Genomic DNA, 16,830 nt, shown 5'->3' with positions numbered 1-16,830 from the left:
CGTGATGGTGGTGCCGGCGGCACCCGTGGTGCCCTTGGCGCCCCTGGTGCCGGTGGGGTCCGTGCCGGTGGGGTCCGTGCCGGTGGGGTCCGTCCCGGTGGTGGCGCTGCCGCCCCGAGCAGGGCTGCTGGTCGATAGCCGCATGGGCACGGCCGCAGAGGACGCGGCAGGAGCCAGCGTCGATCACCTCACCGAGACCTACCAGGCGCACTACCGTTCCCTGTTGCGCCTGGCCGCCCTGCTCCTTGACGACCTGTCGACCTGCGAGGACGTCGTCCAGGAGGCGTTCATCCGGGTGCACGCCGCCCGTCGCCGGGTCCGCGAACCCGAGAAGACCCTCGCCTACCTCCGGCAGACCGTCGTCAACCTCTCCCGTTCGACGCTGCGTCGGCGCATCCTCGGCCTGCGGCTGCTGCCCAAGCCGATGCCTGACATGGCCAGTGCAGAAGAAGGCGCTTACGATGCGCTGGAGCGCGACCAGCTGAAGACCGCGCTACGGGGGTTGCAACGCCGTCAGCGGGAGGTGCTCGTCCTGCGCTACTACGCGGACATGACGGAGGTGCAGGTCGCCGACGCGCTGGGGATCTCCCTCGGCTCGGTGAAGGCGTACGGATCGCGCGGCCTGGCCGCCCTGCGAGTCCTGATGGAGGCCGAGGATGACTGACGAGAGGATGACCGGCGGCGAGCAGGACCCGCAGAGCCCGCAGGGGGCGGGCGAGCCGGAGGGGCTGCGGCTGGTTGAGCGGGAGTCAGCGCAGCCGGAGCCCTGCTGCGAGCCGCCGGTGACCGGTGCTCGGCGGGCGCCGGGTGGAGGGGGAACCGAGTCCTTCGGCCTCGGCGGGTCCGGTTCGCCGGACGGCGGGTCCGGGCAGGGCGGGTCCGGGCAGGGCGGGTCCGGTTCGGCGCAGGGCGGGTCCGGTTCGGCGGAGGGCGGGTCCGGTTCGGGGCACGGTGCGGTCGGATCGACGCGGGGTGCGGTCGGCCCGGGGCGGATTTCGGCCGAATCGGACGAGGAGTTGATGGAACGACGGCTCCGCGAGCTGCTCCACCAGTCCGTCACCGAGGTCCAGCCGGATCCGGCCGCGCTGCTGCGCATCCGGCAGGCGGTCCCGCGCCGACGCGCCCGGCACCGCAACGTCTGGACCGGTACGGTGGCCGCCGCGCTGCTCGTCGTCGCCGCCGTGCCGACCATCAAGGGCGTCCAGCACTTCGACCTCTCCGACGGCCCCGCCACCGGCCGCACCCTCGCGGACACCGACGGGCGTAGCCCGGCCTCACCGTCCGAGGACAGCACGGCGGGCCGTTCCCACCTGCCGAGGCCGACCGGCTCGGCCGACCAGTCGGGCACGGCGTCGCCCGGGGCCGAGGCCAGCTCCGAGGCCGCCAGCCCCACCGCCGGGGTGGACGGCAGCCCGGCCGGTACCGTGCCGCTCCCCGCCTGCGTACGGGCCGACCTCGGTGCGGGCAGCTCCTACCTCGCCGCCGCAGACTCGAACGGAAAGGTGTACGGCTGGTTCACCGTGCTCAACACCTCCGGGCGGAGCTGTGAGCTGACCGGCCCCGGGACGGTGGCGGTCAGCTCGGTGCAGGGCGCCGACCCGGCGAAGGTCAAGGTCGTCGACCACCTGGCCGGTGACCCGGCGGTCGGGCTGCCCGACCCGGTCCCGGCGTCCGGACCGTTGGTGCTGCCGCCGAAGGCGGGGTACCAGGTCCGGTTCGGCTGGGTGCCGGACACGCCGTGCCCGAACACCGGGGGAGGCAGCAGCCCGGCCGCACCCGCCCCGCAGACCGCCGCCGCTGCCCCAGCAGCCGCACCCGCTGCCGATGCCTCACCCGGAGCGCCGTCCTCCCCCGGCACCGGGCCGAGCCCGAGCAGTTCCCCGCCGCCCAGCACGCCCGCGAGCATCACACTGGAGCACACCCCGCAGTCCGGCGGTCCCGCTGCTGCGACCGCCCAGGTCAGCGGCGCCTGCGCCGGTACGGTCTACCGCTCCGCCCCCGAGGCGGTTCCGGCAGCGACCCCGGCGCCGCCCTCCGGCACTCCGACCGTGGTGGCCAACGGGAAGTAGGCGGCCGGCGGGGTCGGCGGGCCGGACGGGTCGGCGATCCGGCGGGATGAGGGGCGGGCCGCGGTCCGTCGTTCCGCCGGCAGTGCGGCGTCCGCGCGGTGCAGTGGTCGCGATGCTCACGGTGGGCGTCGAGCCGGGCGCGGCGACCCCCGGGGGAACCGGTGGGTGTGAGGAATGGTTACCGTGGTGGGCGTGTACCGGTTTCTCCTGACTTCGCGCTGGCTGGGCGGCACCGTGGTGGCCCTGCTGGCCATCGCGGTCTGCCTCTGGCTCGGCTCCTGGCAGCTCGGGCGCTTCGAGGACCGGGCCTCCTCCCACACGAACACCGGCAGCTCGGCGAAGGCCCCGGAGGCGGCTGTCCCGCTGGCCTCCGTGCTGAAGGGTGGTGCGGCCGAGGTCGGTACCGACACGGTCGGCCGCGAGGTCACCGTCACCGGCAGCTACGACTCCGCGCACCAACTGCTGGTACCCGACCGCACGGTGGACGGCCGGAACGGCTACTACGTGCTCACCCCGCTGCGCACCGCCGACGGGCCGGCCGCGGCCGTCGTCCGCGGCTGGGTGCCCGGGGCGCCGGAGGCGGCGGGCGCGGGAGGCGCGGGGAGCGGTGCGGCGGCCCGGGTGCCCGCCGCGCCGTCCGGTCAGGTGACCGTGAGCGGTCGGCTCCAGGCGCCGGAGAGCAGCGGCAGCGGCGGCGCGGTGGCCGGCGGACTGCCCACCGGCCAGCTGGGCACGATCAGCCCGGCGACTCTGGTCAACGTGCTGCCGTACCGCACGTATGACGGCTGGGTGGCCGCCGACGCCGCGTCGGACGGGCTCACCGCCGTTCCCACCGTGCAGCCGCAGGGCGGGAACGGGCTCAGCCTGCGGGCCTTCCAGAACCTCGGCTACACGTTGGAGTGGTTCGTCTTCGCGGGGTTCGTCGTCTTCATGTGGTTCCGCCTGGTGCGCCGGGAGGCGGAGATGCTCCAGGACCGGGCCCTCGGCCTCGACCCGGTCCTGGACTGAGCGGTTTCCGGGGAGGACCCGGTCTTTCCCCGGGGGGGCTTGAGCGGTGCCCGGGACCGCCGGGAGTTTTCCGGGAGTGCTGTTCCTGGCCGGGGGTGTCCGGCGGGCGTCCCCCGGGCCGGCGGACGCCCGGGGGACCGAACAGGGGCTACCGGCCCGAACCGTCCTGGCCGGGCAGGTGCCGCCGGACGAAGTCGATCTCCAGCCGGAGCTGCTTGATCCGCTCCTCGACCACCAGCGAGCCGTGCCCGGCGTCGTAGCGGTAGACCTCGTGCACCTTGCCGAGAGCCTCCAGCCGCTCGACGTAGTTCTCGATCTGGCGGATCGGGCAGCGCGGGTCGTTGAGCCCGGCGCTGATGTACACGGGTGCCTTGACCTGCTCGACGTACGTCAGCGGGGAGGAGGCGTGCCAGCGGTCCGGGACCTCTTCCGGGGTGCCGCCGAAGAGCGTCCGGTCCATTGACTTGAGCGCCTCCATCTCGTCGGCGTAGGCGACCAGGTAATCGGCGACCGGGACGACGGCCAGGCCGAGCGCCCAGCTGTCCGGCTGGGTGCCGAGCCCGAGCAGGGTCAGGTAGCCGCCCCAGGAGCCGCCGGAGAGCACCAGCTTCGACGGGTCGGCGAGTCCGGACTCCACGGCCCAGTCGCGGACGGCGCCGATGTCCTCCAGCTCGATCAGGCCGACCCGCTCGCGCAGTGCGTCCGTCCAGGCCTGGCCGTAGCCGGTGGAGCCGCGGTAGTTGACCCGGACGACCGCGAAGCCGTGGTCCAGCCAGGCGGCCGGGCCGGCGGCGAAGGAGTCGCTGTCGTGGTGGGTCGGGCCGCCGTGGACCTCGAAGACGGTCGGGAACGGGCCCTCCCCCTCCGGCCGCTGGACCAGTGCGTGCACCCGGCCGCCGGGCCCCTCGACCCAGACGTCCTCGACCGGGACCGACCTCGGCGGTACCGGTCCGGCCGCGCGCAGCACCACCGTCCCGGCGGTGGATCGCACGGCGGACGGCTCGGCGGCGGAGGACCAGAGGAACTCCACCGTCCCGTCCGGCCGGGCCGTCGCGCCGGACACCGTGCCACGCGGGGTGTCCAGGCGGACCAGCTCGCCCTTCTCCAGGTCGTACGAGAACAGCTCGCTGCGCGCCTCGTACTCGTGCTCGACCAGCAGCGCGCGGGCCTCCGGACGCCACTGTGCGGAGAGGTCGCCGGGGAACTCGCGGCCCCGGTCGTCGCGGAGCAGCAGTTCGGTCTCCGTGCCGGTGGCGACGTCCCAGATCATCGGCTCCCAGCGGCCCCGCCGCTGGTGGGCGACGAGCAGCCGGGTGTCGCCGTCGACCGGAGCGAAGCCCAGGCAGGCCAGCCCGCAAGGATTCTGACGACCGGTCACCTCGTCCAGCTCGGCGACGGTGGAGCCGTCGGAGACGCGGACCACCCGGATCGCGGAGTGCATCGCGTCACCGTGTTCGGTGTGGTCGATGGCCAACAGCGCGGAGTCGTACGAGAGATCACCGACGCCGCCGTACTCGGCGTGGTGGTAGAGCGTCTCGACCGTGGTGCTGCCGGGGCGGCGCAGGTGGAGGGTGGTGCCGTCGTCGTCGGTGGAGGTACCGACCACCACCGTGCCGTCGCGGCCGATCGCCAGGCCCGCCGAGTACGCGGCGGGCACGCCCGGGACGGCCTCCTCGTCGCGGCCGGCCGCGCCTTCGGCCCTCCCGGTGTGCTCGGCGGGTCGGGTGTTCCGGGCGTTCCGGGTGTGCTCGGCGGACTCGGTGCCGTCGGTCGGGTGCGCGACCGGACCGGCGGCGAAGGGCTGGCGACGCCAGATGCCGAACTCGTCACCGTCGGTGTCGTCGAACCACCAGATCCACTCGCCGTCCGGGCTCAGCTCGGCGTCCGTGGTCCCGTTCGGGCGGTCGGTGACCTGCCGGTGCCCGCCGGTCGACCGGTCCCAGGCGTAGACCTCGTAGGTGCCGGTGGCGTTGGACACGTACAGGGCCCGCTCGGGGGCGTCCTCGGCCCACTCCGGCAGCGTGACCCGCGCTGCCCGGAATCGCTGCTCCCATGCCGGTACCGCGCTCTGCTGCTCACTCATCCCCCCATCCAACCCGATGCGGGGCGTCGGCGGAATGCCGCGGCTCGACTCCCGGTGCTCCGCGGGTTCCGTCCCGGCTGCCGCCCCGCCGGAGGTCCGACAGGGCGGTGGCCCGGGCAGCAGGCGCGCGGTGCGGGGGTGGGGAAGGCGGGAGAGGAAGGTGGGGGGAGGCGGGGGATGCCGGAGCTGCGGGGCCGGTCCGGGGTGCGCGGCGCGGAGTCGGTCAGGCGGCCGGGACCTTGTCGAGGAAGCCGAGGACCGAGGCGAGCCGACCGTCCTCGTCCACGGCGACGACGTCGAAGCCGACCACCAGGGCCTCGCCCCCGGCCGGGCCGAGGTCCCAGGTGAAACGGGCCAGGTGGTGGTGGGCGTCCACCGGACCGAGGGTGAAGACCAGCCCCGGGAACTGTGCCTGGGCCGCACCGATGGTCGCGTCGATCGCCTCCCGCCCCTGGGCGTCCACCAGCGGGTCGGTGTAGCGGCCGCCCTCGGCCCACAGCTCGTCGATGAGCTTGCGGCGGGCGGGCTGGTCGTTCTCGTTCCAGACGGCGATGTAGCGCTCGGCAACCTGCTGGAGGTCGGTCATGTCCCTGCTCCTTCGGAGAGTTCGTCCGTGTCTTCGAGGTGTTCTGGTTGGTGCTTCTGTTGGTGCTTCCGGCGGTGCGTTCCGTCGATGGCACGAAGGTACGGCGGGGCGGGGTGGTGGCGAATCAGTCAGCCATAGGTCACTGCGGCGGCCGGTACCGGCAGGGGCGTGGGTAGGGTGCACGTCATGCTGTACGGGAGGGTGGAGGAGCAGGCGGCCATCGACCGACTGCTCGACGAGGCGAGGGTGGGCCGCAGCGGGGTCCTGGTGCTGCGGGGTGAACCGGGCATCGGCAAGAGCGCGTTGCTGGACTACGCGGAACGTGCGGCGCTGGCGGGTGCGGCAGCGGGCGCGAGTACGGGTACGGGTACGGGTACGAGTGCAGGGTCTGCTGCGGCGGCGGTCGAGTCGGTGTCGTTCCGGGTGATCCGGGCCGCCGGGGTCGAGTACGAGGCGGATCTGCCGTTTGCCGGGCTCAGTCTTCTCCTGGCGCCGGGGCTCGACCGGCTCGCGGCGCTCACCGCGCCGCAACGCCGTTCGCTGGAAGCGGCGTTCGGGTTGGTCGACGATGGGGGCGAGGCTGTGGTCGCCCCCGCCGCAGCTCCGCCCGGGCCGGCCGTCCGTACGGTCGACCGGCTCCTCGCCGGTCTCGCCACCCTCGCCCTGCTCGCCGAACTCGCCACGGACGGGCCGCTGTTGTGTCTGGTCGACGACGCCCAGTGGCTGGACCGCGCCTCGGCCGAGGCGCTGCTGCTCGCCGCCCGACGTCTGCGGACCGAAGGCGTCGTCCTGCTCTTCGCTGCCCGCGACGGTGAAGGCTCCTTCCCTACAACCGGGTTGCCCGAGCTTCCGCTCGCCGCGCTGTCCCCCTCCGCCGCATCGGCGCTGCTCGCCGCGCTGCCGACGAGCCTGATCGCGGGTGCGGGTGCGGGTGCGGGTGCGGGTGCCGGTGCTGTGGATGTCGGTGCTGTGGGGGAGGGCGGGGAGAGCAGGGAGGCCGTCCGGATCGCGGCCGTGCACCGGCGCGTCCTTGCCGAGGCGCGTGGCAATCCGCTGGCGCTCACCGAGCTGCCCGCCGCGCTCGCCGGTGAACAGTCCGGTGCAGTCGGTGTGGTGCCGCTCACCAGTCGTCTCCAACTCGCCTTCCACGGGCAGGTGTCCAGGCTTCCCGCCGCCGCCCAGACGCTGCTGCTGGTCGCCGCCGCCGAGGAGGCCGGGGACCTGCGTGTCGTGCTGTCGGCCGCAGCCGCGCTCGGCGCCGGCCCCGACAGCCTCCCCCCGGCCGAGCAGCGAGGGCTGATCCGGCTCTCGGCCGAGGAACGGCTTGCATTCCGGCATCCGTTGATCCGCGCCGCGATTCTGCAACGTGCCCCGCTGATGCAGCGGTTGGCCGCGCACCGGGCCGTCGGCGAGGCCCTGGGCGAGGGCGATCGCCGGACCTGGCACCTCGCGCTCGCCGCCACGGGACCCGATGCCGACCTGGCCGACGCGCTGGAGCGCACGGCCGTACGGTCCGGCGCCCGGGGCGGCCCGAGTGGCGCGGCCTCGGCGTACGAGCGGGCCGCCCGGCTGACGCCGGACAGGTTCGGGGCCACCCGTCGTCTCGTGCTGGCTGCCGAATCCGCCACCGATGCAGGCGAGTTGGACCGGGCTACGGCGCTGGCCGAGCGTGCGCTGGCCCGAGTGGACGACCTCCCCCACCTCGCCGGCCAAGGGCGGCCTCTTGCGGTGGCGCTCCTGGAGCACGTCCGGGCGACCGCGAAGTTCTGGCGCGGCGCCTACCCGGCCGCCTATGAGCTCCTGATGGGGGCCGCCACCTCCGAGATCGACGCACCGCACGCCGCCCGGATGCTGTTCCAGGCGTTCCACGCGGCCTGGTACCTGGGGGAGGAGCAGCTGGGTGCCGTACTCGACCGTCTGGCGGCGCTGGAGCTGCCGCCCGGGGACCCGGTCGGGCCGGTGGCCCACTACCTGCTCGCCGCCGCGCTGCCGGTGATCGGCAGGCCGGCCCCGGATCTCCCGCCGGTCGGTGAGACCGTGGCCGCAGCCCGTGGCGCGGGCGCCGACACCGTCCGGGACCTGGTGCAGGTCTGCGGAGCCACCCTGATCCTCGGGCGGGACGCGGAGACGTACCGACTCGCCGCCGATCTGGTGGCCGAGGCCCGGGCCGAGGGGGCGATAGGCCAGCTGCCGACCCTGCTGTACTTCCTCGCGGAGGCCGAGCTCTTCCACGGCCGCCACCGGGATGCCGAGGTCGCCGCCACCGAGGCGCTGGAGCTGGCGATCGACACGGCTCAGCGCCAGTGGGTGAGCCAACTGCGGAGCCTGCTGTCCTACTTGGCGGCGCTCACCGGTGCCGAAGGGGCCTGCACCGAGCTGGCTGCGGCCGCACTGGACGGCCCCGGCGCCGCACCGGCGGCCGGACACCCCTGGGCGCAGTGGGCACTTGGGTTGCTCGACCTGGGGCAGGGGCGGGCCGGGTTGGCCGCCGACCGGTTGCAGCGGCTCACCGGCGGGCAGTGCCGACACCATGTCTCGGCCACCCGGGCGGTACCCGATCTGGTCGAGGCGGCCGTCCGACTGGGCGAGCCGGAGCGGGCGACCGAGTCGTACGAGCGCTTCGCGCGCTGGGCGGCCGTCGCCGGACAGCCCTGGACGTCGGCGCTGCTGCTGCGCTGCCAGGCGCTGCTCGGGCCACAGGAGCTGGCGGAGTCGGCGTACCGGGCCGCCCTCGATCTGCACCAGCAGGACCACCGCCCGTTCGAACAGGCGCGGACCGCTCTGCTGTTCGGTGAGTGGCTGCGCCGGGAACGGCGGCGGACCGATGCCCGGTCCCAACTCGCCACGGCGTTGGAGACCTTCGAGCGGCTCGGCGCCACCCCCTGGGCGGACCGCGCCCGCACGGAGCTGACCGCCACCGGGTCCGCCGCACCCGCCGGGCCGGTCGCCGGGCCACTTGCCGCCCTCACCCCGCAGGAGTTGCAGATCGTCCGCCTCGCTGCGCAGGGCCTCACCAACCGGGACATTGCCGCTCAGCTCTTCCTCAGCCCGCGCACGGTCGGTCACCACCTCTACAAGGCGTACCCGAAGCTCGGGGTCGCCTCGCGCTCCGAACTCGGCGACCTGGCAGGCGTCGTGGCGGAGAGGTGAGCCGACCGGGGCCGACTCCGACGATGCCGGCGGCGCCGTAGCGGTGGTGTCGTCGGACGTGCTCCGGTTGGAGTCGGGCGCGCTGAGCAGGCCCCGGCACGGCGCTGCCCGGACCGCGCACGCCGTGCCGCGTTCGGCACCTACCGCCGCCTGATCTCCGAACCGTCCGTCAGCGGCTGATCGCCACATCGGCGAGCCGGCCGGGTCGGCTCCGCCGGCCGCTGCGGAGGAGCCAGACGACCGTCAGCGCCATGCCGGGTATCGGAAGCAGGGTGAGGGCCAGCGCATCGAGCCCGCTTCCTCCCAGCAGCAGCCCGACGAGGAGGGACAGGACCATATTGTTCCCGGCGTGCGCAAGGCTCGCGGGCCAGATGCTCCGGCTGCGGGTCCGCAGCCAGGCCAGGAGGAATTCCTGGAACAGCATGGAGGTCGTCCAGGCGGCCAAACCAACTGCCGGATGCGGGAATTCGATGTATCCGAGAAATGCCAGCGGATAGTGCCAGACCGCCCAGATGAGGCCGGTGACCATCATGGACAGGGTCGGCCGACCGGGTAGCACCCGTGGGCGCAGATAGCCGGTCCACCCGAATTCCTCGCCCCAGTACAGCGGAGTGAGAACCACCGGTACCGCCATCAGCAGGAGCAGGAACGCCCAGCCGGGCAGACCGGGGACGAGTGTCGAGAGCGGGGAGAAGTCGGGTCGCCAGAGCCCCAGCAGGGCGGCCAGGCCGCAGGTGGCGCCGGTGAGCAGCAGCGGGCCCAGCCAGGCGCCCAGGTAGCAGCGCCAGGCGGACTTCAGGTGCAGGGCCAGGCCGGCGTCACCGAAGCCCTCCCGGGTGACCCATCGCCGCACGATCACTGCGGCCGCTGCGGGCATGAACGCGAAGGGAAGCTGCGTGAGAGGATTCACCAACGACATGCCCAGGCCGAACCGGGCCGCGAGCATCCACCCCCAGGCGCCCGCAAAGCTGATGGCCAGAAATGTCGCCGTTCCCCTGCTTCTGGTGCTCACTGCCTTCTCCCATCGGACTTCTGAACGATGGTCAAACGATCGCGGGCCCGGTGCCGCCTGCGCATCCCCGGGGTGAGGGAACCTTCCCTCCCTCGATTTCGGGAGGGAAAACCTGGCTCTTTCGGGGGAGGTGGGCCCTGCGAGACCGCTGCGATACTGACCGCCATGCACAGGACGATTCAGCCGCTCTGCCGCAGAAGTACCTACTCGGGTGCGGTATTCGCGTTCACCGGTGCCGCCATGAACGTGTTCCTCCTCCCCTTCGCTCTCGTGCCCGTAGGGCTGTGGGAAGTGCCCTCGGCATCACTGCGCACGGCACTCTTCGCGGCTGCGATGGTCGCTTTGATCGTTCTCCTCGGGCTCCCGAGGGCCACCCGGCTCATCTCGGTCTCCCTGGCCAACCGTCTCCTGGGGGCGGAGTTGCCGGAGCCCGCGAAGCACCCGCTGTCCCGGTGGTCGACCCGGTTGCGCACCTCTGTCTGGCTCCAACTGCACGTCGGGCTCGGCGGCCTGTCGACCGGGCTGGTCCTGCTGCTCCTGATGGCGGGCCTGGTGCTGCCCGCGACATGGCTCTCCGGCGGTGACCGGATCGCGTGCTTCGGTCTGTCCGTCGACATCGTGCCGGGCTGGCGCGGCGCCTGGGTGTGGCCGGCGGCGGCCGCCGCCCTGGTCGTGTCCGTCCAGACCTGCGCCGCCGCAACGGCCTTCCTGCGAGTGATGGCCCAGCGCCTGCTGGGGCACTCTGCCGCAGAACGTCTGGCCGAGCTGGAGGAGAGGCAGCTCATACTGGCGCAACGCAACCGGCTGGCCCAGGAGTTGCACGACTCCATCGGCCACACGCTGACCGCCTCCACCATCCAGGCGGCAGTGGCCGGAGAGCTGCTCGAAGCGGATCCGGACGCGGCCCGTCGCGCGCTGCGAAGCATCGAGGAGTCCTCGCGCAGTGCACTGGACGACCTCGACCACGTCCTCGGCACACTTCGTGAGGAGGCGTCAGCCACTGCCCCCGAGCGCACCCTTGCCAATGTGAACGACCTGTTCGAGCGGATCCGGCAGGCGGGTACCGAGCTGCAGGTCGACATCGTCGGCGACCTCACCCACGTGCCGACCACGGTCTCCCGGGAGGCGTACCGGATCGTCCAGGAGGGGCTGACCAATGCGATGCGGCACGGCGACCAGGCGGTGCCGGTCGCGGTGACAGTCAGCGCCGATATTGCGTGGCTGGAGATCGTGGTCGTCAACGCGATCAGTGGCAGACACTCCGCCGCCACCCGAACGGGGGGCGGACGCGGCCTCGTCGGAGTCACCGAACGGGTCCGACTGCTACGTGGAGAGGTCGTGGCCGGTCCGGCGGCCACCGATCCGGACCGACCGGAGACGACCATGCCGCGCCTCGTCGGTGGCGGCTGCTGGAAGTTGGTCGTACGAGTCCCGCTACGGTTGGCCGCATGACGGCCGACCCGGTCGCCGCGTCGACCGCCGAGCGGTCAGTCTCCCTGCTCATCGCTGACGACGAGGAGGTGACCCGTAGCGGTCTGCGCACCCTGCTGTCGGTCCAGCCGGGCCTGACGGTCGTCGGCGAGGCGACGGACGGTGCCGAGGTGCTGGGCCAGGTGCGCAGCCTTCGACCCGATGTCGTCCTGATGGACGTCCGCATGCCCGAGGTGAACGGGATCGAGGCCACCAGGCTGCTGCTGTCCGAACTGTCGGCTCCTCCGAAGGTGGTGGTGATCACGACGTTCGAGAACGACGACTACGTCTATGACGCGCTCCGGGTGGGGGCCAGTGGATTCGTCCTCAAACGGTCGCCGATCCAGCAGATAGCCCAGGCCGTGAGGACGGTGGCCACCGGGGACTCCCTTCTCTTCCCCGACGCCGTACGGAGACTGGTCGCGGCACGGCCCGTGGGACCGAAGGCCGTCTCCCCAGCCGCATTCGGACTCACCGGTCGGGAGAGCGAGATCCTGCGTCTGATGGCCGGCGGTCTGTCCAATCCGGACATCGCGGCCCAACTGGTCGTCAGCCTGGAGACGGTCAAGACCCACGTGGGCAACGTACTGATCAAGTTGCAGGCCCAGAACCGGACTCACGCGGTGATCCTGGCCTACGAATCGGGCTTCGTGGTGCCGGGCGCACAGCACGGCACCACCGCCGGTCTCCGATCCCAGGCAGCCGCCGGTCGCTAAGCACCCGAGCGTCGATGGAGCGTGGCGCATTGAGCAGTCGGATCGCAACCGGATCGCACTCGGGTGCCGCCCCGCACAGGCTTGGTCTCTGCCGACAGCCTGCCTCGGTCTCAGGCGGGGCCGAGCGCGGCATCGAGTGCCGCGTGCAGGGATCGTTCGAGTTCGGTCGCGCGCCCGAGGTCGGCTGCGATCGCTGTGTAGTGCCAACCGGTGTCGGGGACAAGGGACTCGACGGTCAGCACCACGCCTTCGCCCCGCTGGTGGGAGTAGGCCAGTGCCGTCCCCTGCAGCAGTGCCTGTACGGCCGTCAGGTCGGTGGCGTGCGGGCCGGTCCGGGTATCGGCCAGCCAGGCGCGGTCGGTCCGGCCGCTCATCGCCGCCAGTCGTCGCACCATGGCCTGCCGGGTACTGGTGGCGGTGCGGCGGACGTTGCTCTCCACCGCATAGACCGCCGAGTCCTCGGTGACCCCGGCGTCGATGCTGAACCGGCCCCGGTAGCCGCACTCGGCGAGATGGCCGCCGAGCGCCAGCCCGGCGCTCTCCAGCTCCCGGTGCACCCCGGCGCCGCGTCCATATCCGCCTTCGCGCCCGTCCGCTCCCCCGCACCCGGTTTCGCCCCCGTTTTCGCCCCCGCGCCCACGCCCGCGTTCCTGTTCGGGCAGGGGCGAGGCGAAGCCGTGGTAGCTGCAGTTCCGGGTCCGCATCTCTCCGCAGTAGACGACGGCGGCGCCCGTCGGGCCCACTTCCATCTGCACGCTGACGTCGCGGACGAACGGGACGTACTCCTCCACCACCCACCCTTCGGGCTGGTTCCGCAGGGCGTCCTGATGCTGCGCCAGGTCCGGCAGGTCCGCGCGGGTGAGGATCCGAAGGCCGTCGCCCCCGGCCGCCCTGGCGGGCTTCACCAGGACCTGTCGGTACCGTTCCAGCAGTTCGCGGGTGCCGACGACGACGTCGGGCCAGTCCCGGCACGCGCGGCCCGCCGGTACCCGGATGTGCAGTTTCTGCGCGGTCTCCCGGAAGCCGCTCTTGGTGTTGAGCCGGTCGACTGCCTCAAGTGCGCTCTCGGGTACGGCTTCAGGACCGGTGCCCCCGCTTCCCGGGTGCCGGTTCCCGTACCCGGACACCGGTACGCCGAGTTCGGCGGCGAGCCGGACCGTCGACCGGTCCAGCACGATGGGCAGCAGCTCGATGCCGGGGCGCTCGGCGACCAGGGCGCGCAGCCGGCCGGTCAGCCCGGGAGTCTGTTCGACCGTCTCGGCCAGCGGCAGCGTCGGATCGGGTTCGGTGGTGACCACGGCGACCGACTCGGGCGCCATGCCCAGCAAGCCGCCGACGTAGCGCCGGAATTCCCGGCTCACCGGGAACTGCGCCACCAGAATGTCGCCCGGACGTGCAAGCCACACCTTCCGGGAGGACTGCACCATCCCGTGCAGGTTCAGTTCGGCGGGCTCCCGGCCGCAGACCACGTCGGAGACGAAGTTCGCGAAGAGCAGCAACGGCCCGCGCTCCCCGCTGCCCCCGCGGCTCCCGCCGTACCGGCCGCTCCCGTCGGCCGTATCTCCTACGGCGGCCTCGTCGGCTACGTCATTCCTGTCGGTGCTGCCGTTCCAGTCGGCACTGCCGGCACTCTCGGCCCTGTCGCGCATGCGCGCAGCCAAGCACGGTGGGCGGCTTCCGTTCGGTCGGCCACTCGGCGCCGCCCCGGACGTCACCCTTTCGTACCGCCCGGCGCGCTGACCGTCCGAGCTGCCGGGAGTCTGAGCCCGATGACACGTGACACTCCGGTCGACGGTGCTCTTGCGGCTGTGAACGGCTGGCTCCGCGACGCCGAGCCCGAGCTGTTCCCGTTCGACGCCGCCCTGCGCGCGATCCAGACCACGGGCAAGCACTTCCTCCCGGGGTCGCTGTCGGCCGTGCTGGACCGGGCCCGCGTGGTCTGCCCGGACGGCGCGGCAGTGCTCCGGGCGTTCCTCGACTGTGCGCTGGACAAGAAGGACGGCCGCTACGGCTACCGCAGCTACCTGTGCCTGCCGCTGCTGGAGGATCTCGTCCGTCCGCCCCGGCCCCGGATCGCCGTCACCGAACTGGTCGGCCTGCTGGTCGCCGACGCGCTGCGGTACGAGCTCGCCGCAGACCGTGACGGCCCGGCCACTCTGCCCGAGGAACGTCCGGATGCCGCCGTGCGGCACAAGCGGCTCCGGTACGGTCTGCGGCTGCTGAACGGGTACGCGCCGGCCGGGACCGAAGACCTGGACGTCGACCGGCTCAGCCACGCGGACGGGCCGGATGTCCCGGAGCTGGAGAAGGCGCTCGAATCGCTGGCGCCGTCGGTGGACCCGGTGGTGGCCCAGCGGATCGAGCTCAGCATGCAGCCGGTCTACGTGCTGCACGACGAGTACCTGTTCCTCCGGGTCCTGCAGAGTTACGAGACGGTGTTCACCGCCCTGGTGAGCGGCACCAGGGAAGCCCGCGATCTGCTCCGGCGCGGGCACCCGGAAGGCGCCGTCGCGGCGCTGACCGGGGCTGCCGAGCAACTGGACCGGGCGAGTCTGCTGTTCAGTCTGCTGGCCACCATGAGCATCGGTGCGTTCCGCCGGTTCAGGGAGTACACCGAGGGGTCGAGCGCCATCCAGTCCGAGCAGTACAAGCGCTTCGAGTGCCTCTGCGGGAGCCCCCGCGAGGACCGCCGGCTCTCACCCGCCTTCGACAGCGTGCCCTCGGTCGCCGAGCAGGCTGCTGCCGACCCGGACAGCATCACGCTCGCCTATCTCTCCGCTCGCGAGTCGCGGGCCTGCACACCGCGCCAGTGGGCGGCCCTCGATGCCGCTCTGGCGCGTCTGGAACACAGCCACCAGCACTGGAAGGCCACGCACCACTCGCTGGCCGCCCGGATGATCGGGGACGCTCCGGGATCGGGTTACACGGTCGGGGTGCCGTACCTCGACGACTGTCTCGGCAACCGGCTGTTCTGGCGCCTCGGTGAGCAGTACCTGCCCATGTCCAAGGAGCCCGGTCAGCCGTAGCCGGGCAGCGGCACCCGGGGCAGCGGCACTCGGGGGCGGCGGGGGGCACGGAAGGGGGTGGGGGCCATGGGTCCGTCCGGGTGGTGGCCGACCGGTGGCGGCGGGATGCTGGGCACATCTCCACCGAAGAGGGTGAGCACGATGACATTTCTCCAGCTCATCGAGTACGAGACCACGCAGAAGGCCCGGGTGGACCATCTGATGGACGAGTGGTTGGAGGCCACCGAGGGCAAGCGCACCGCAACCCACGAGATGCTCGGTCAGGACCGTGACAAGCCGTCGCACTTCGTGAACATCGTCGAGTTCCCCAGCTACGAGAAGGCCATGGCCAACAGCGGCCTCCCGGAGACCCAGCACATCGCCGAGGAGCTGCGCGGCCTCTGCGTCGGCGAGCCGCGCTTCGTGAACCTGGACATCGTCCGGGACGAGAGCTGGTAGGAGGCGCGGTGGGATAGGACGCGCGGCGGGAACAGCCGAGCAGCAGCGGCCGCCGCCGGCCAGTGGTCGAAGCCGAGCAGCGGCCGCAGTCGGCGACGGGTCGGCCCGGACGGTGGGCACGCAGGCCGAGGCGGCGCAGGCGGAGGACAGGCAGGAAGAGGGAGTCGTCCGATGGCTGTGGACCCGGGCGCGCTGGACGAGGGTGCGCTCGACGAGCTGATGGCGAGGGTGGTCACGGATCTCGGGGCGGTCGCGCTGGCGCCGCTGCTGACGATCGGGGAGCGGCTCGGGCTGTTCCGGGCGATGGCCGACGGCGAGCCCGTCACCTCGGCGGAGCTCGGGAAACGTACCGCGACGGTCGAACGCAACGTCCGCGAGTGGCTGTCGGCGATGGCCGCCAGCGGGTACGTGACGTACACCGGTGAAGGGCGCTTCCGGCTCTCTCCCGAGCAGGTTGCGGCCTTCGCGGACGAGGACAGCCCGGTCTGCGTACTGGGCGGATTCCAGGCCTTCGCGGCGGCTGCTCGGCCGGAGGCCCGGGACCGGCTCGAACGCGCCTTCCTGAGCGGTCACGGGGTGGGTTGGCACGAGCACCACCAGGACCTGTTCGCGGGCACGGCCCGGTTCTTCCGCCCCGGCTACGCGCTGCACCTGGTGGCCGAGTGGCTGCCCGCCCTGGACGGCGTGGTGGACAGGCTCAAGGCCGGCGGGAAGGCCGCCGACGTCGGCTGCGGTCTCGGGCACTCGACCCTGCTGATGGCGAACGCGTTCCCGGCCTCGCGGTTCAGCGGCTTCGACTACCACGTGTCGTCGATCGAGACGGCCCGCGGGCTGGCCGCCGAGGGCGGTCTGGGGGAGCGGGTGACGTTCGAGGTCGCGGGTGGCAAGGACTTCGGCGGCGGCCCGTACGACCTGGTGGCGTACTTCGACTGCCTGCACGACATGGGGGACCCGGTCGGCGTGCTGGCGCACACCCGCGAGCAACTGGCCCCGGACGGTGCCGTGATGCTGGTCGAACCGTTCTCCCAGGACGACGTCGCGGAGAACCTCAACCCGCTCGGCCGGGCCTTCTACGCCGCGTCCTCGCTGATCTGCGTCCCCGCCTCGCAGTCCCAGGAGGTCGGCCGGGCGATGGGTGCGCAGGCCGGCGAGGCGCGGACCAGGGAGGTGGCGGACGAGGCCGGCTTCGGGCGGTTCCGGCGGGCGGCGGAGACGCCGTTCAACATCATCTACGAGGCGAGGAGCTGAGCGCCGGGCAGCCTGTTGTCGGCG

The 16,830-nt window shown here is 72.7% G+C and carries 13 protein-coding genes; 9 read left to right on the top strand and 4 right to left on the bottom strand.

Annotated elements, in window-relative coordinates:
• Positions 1 to 142: 142 nt before the first annotated feature.
• The 3 genes from ACFC1R_RS18735 (at position 143) to ACFC1R_RS18725 (ending at position 3,077) form a co-directional block, all read left to right on the top strand.
• Entirely contained in the window at positions 143 to 664 is a 522-nt protein-coding gene (locus ACFC1R_RS18735; RefSeq protein ID WP_375939858.1) for a SigE family RNA polymerase sigma factor, read from the top strand.
• 355 nt (positions 665 to 1,019) lie between these two features.
• Positions 1,020 to 2,069: a hypothetical protein gene (locus ACFC1R_RS18730; protein ID WP_375939856.1), complete on the top strand. Its 1,050-nt coding sequence runs from the start codon at positions 1,020 to 1,022 to the stop codon at positions 2,067 to 2,069.
• A 192-nt stretch (positions 2,070 to 2,261) separates the two neighbouring features.
• Positions 2,262 to 3,077 carry an SURF1 family protein gene (locus ACFC1R_RS18725; protein ID WP_375939854.1) on the top strand — a complete coding sequence of 272 codons (816 nt, stop codon included), beginning with the start codon at positions 2,262 to 2,264 and terminating at the stop codon, positions 3,075 to 3,077.
• 148 nt (positions 3,078 to 3,225) lie between these two features.
• Here ACFC1R_RS18725 and ACFC1R_RS18720 read toward each other — a convergent pair whose 3' ends face one another.
• Complete coding sequence (locus ACFC1R_RS18720; RefSeq protein ID WP_375939852.1) at positions 3,226 to 5,160, bottom strand: S9 family peptidase; 1,935 nt, start codon at positions 5,158 to 5,160, stop codon at positions 3,226 to 3,228.
• 223 nt (positions 5,161 to 5,383) lie between these two features.
• Positions 5,384 to 5,746 carry a nuclear transport factor 2 family protein gene (locus ACFC1R_RS18715; RefSeq protein ID WP_375939850.1) on the bottom strand — a complete coding sequence of 121 codons (363 nt, stop codon included), beginning with the start codon at positions 5,744 to 5,746 and terminating at the stop codon, positions 5,384 to 5,386.
• A gap of 186 nt (positions 5,747 to 5,932) precedes the next feature.
• Between ACFC1R_RS18715 and ACFC1R_RS18710 the strand changes: the two genes are divergently transcribed.
• A complete protein-coding gene (locus ACFC1R_RS18710) occupies positions 5,933 to 8,896 on the top strand; it encodes a LuxR C-terminal-related transcriptional regulator (protein ID WP_375939848.1) in 2,964 nt (987 codons plus the stop codon).
• 169 nt (positions 8,897 to 9,065) lie between these two features.
• Here the strand turns inward: ACFC1R_RS18710 and ACFC1R_RS18705 are convergent, their stop codons facing one another.
• Entirely contained in the window at positions 9,066 to 9,908 is an 843-nt protein-coding gene (locus ACFC1R_RS18705; protein ID WP_375939846.1) for a CPBP family intramembrane glutamic endopeptidase, read from the bottom strand.
• 165 nt (positions 9,909 to 10,073) lie between these two features.
• Between ACFC1R_RS18705 and ACFC1R_RS18700 the strand changes: the two genes are divergently transcribed.
• Together ACFC1R_RS18700 and ACFC1R_RS18695 are read left to right on the top strand one after the other, a co-directional pair.
• A complete protein-coding gene (locus ACFC1R_RS18700; RefSeq protein WP_375939844.1) occupies positions 10,074 to 11,360 on the top strand; it encodes a sensor histidine kinase in 1,287 nt (428 codons plus the stop codon).
• The gene (locus tag ACFC1R_RS18695; protein ID WP_375939841.1) at positions 11,357 to 12,094 is read left to right on the top strand and encodes a response regulator; all 738 of its coding nucleotides are present in this window, start codon (positions 11,357 to 11,359) and stop codon (positions 12,092 to 12,094) included. Before ACFC1R_RS18700 ends, ACFC1R_RS18695 begins: the two co-directional genes overlap by 4 nt.
• A 110-nt stretch (positions 12,095 to 12,204) precedes the next feature.
• On the opposite strand, the gene ACFC1R_RS18690 is transcribed toward ACFC1R_RS18695, so the two are convergent.
• Positions 12,205 to 13,743, bottom strand: coding sequence for a peptide ligase PGM1-related protein (locus tag ACFC1R_RS18690; protein WP_375939839.1), 1,539 nt, complete (start codon positions 13,741 to 13,743; stop codon positions 12,205 to 12,207).
• Positions 13,744 to 13,863: 120 nt separating this feature from the next.
• On the opposite strand from ACFC1R_RS18690, the gene ACFC1R_RS18685 reads away from it, so the two are divergent.
• From ACFC1R_RS18685 to ACFC1R_RS18675, 3 genes are all read left to right on the top strand, one after another.
• Positions 13,864 to 15,120 (top strand): tryptophan 2,3-dioxygenase family protein, encoded by a 1,257-nt coding sequence (locus ACFC1R_RS18685; protein WP_375939837.1) that lies wholly within the window; start codon positions 13,864 to 13,866, stop codon positions 15,118 to 15,120.
• A gap of 141 nt (positions 15,121 to 15,261) precedes the next feature.
• Positions 15,262 to 15,558, top strand: a complete 297-nt coding sequence (locus ACFC1R_RS18680) for a hypothetical protein (RefSeq protein ID WP_375939835.1) — start codon at positions 15,262 to 15,264, stop codon at positions 15,556 to 15,558.
• A gap of 171 nt (positions 15,559 to 15,729) precedes the next feature.
• Positions 15,730 to 16,806 carry a class I SAM-dependent methyltransferase gene (locus ACFC1R_RS18675; protein WP_375939833.1) on the top strand — a complete coding sequence of 359 codons (1,077 nt, stop codon included), beginning with the start codon at positions 15,730 to 15,732 and terminating at the stop codon, positions 16,804 to 16,806.
• Positions 16,807 to 16,830 lie beyond the last annotated feature (24 nt).

This window comes from Kitasatospora sp. NPDC056138, assembly GCF_042264695.1.
Lineage (GTDB): Bacteria > Actinomycetota > Actinomycetes > Streptomycetales > Streptomycetaceae > Kitasatospora.
Note: the sequence above shows the minus strand (reverse complement) of the source record. Positions and strands in the feature narration are given on the sequence as shown.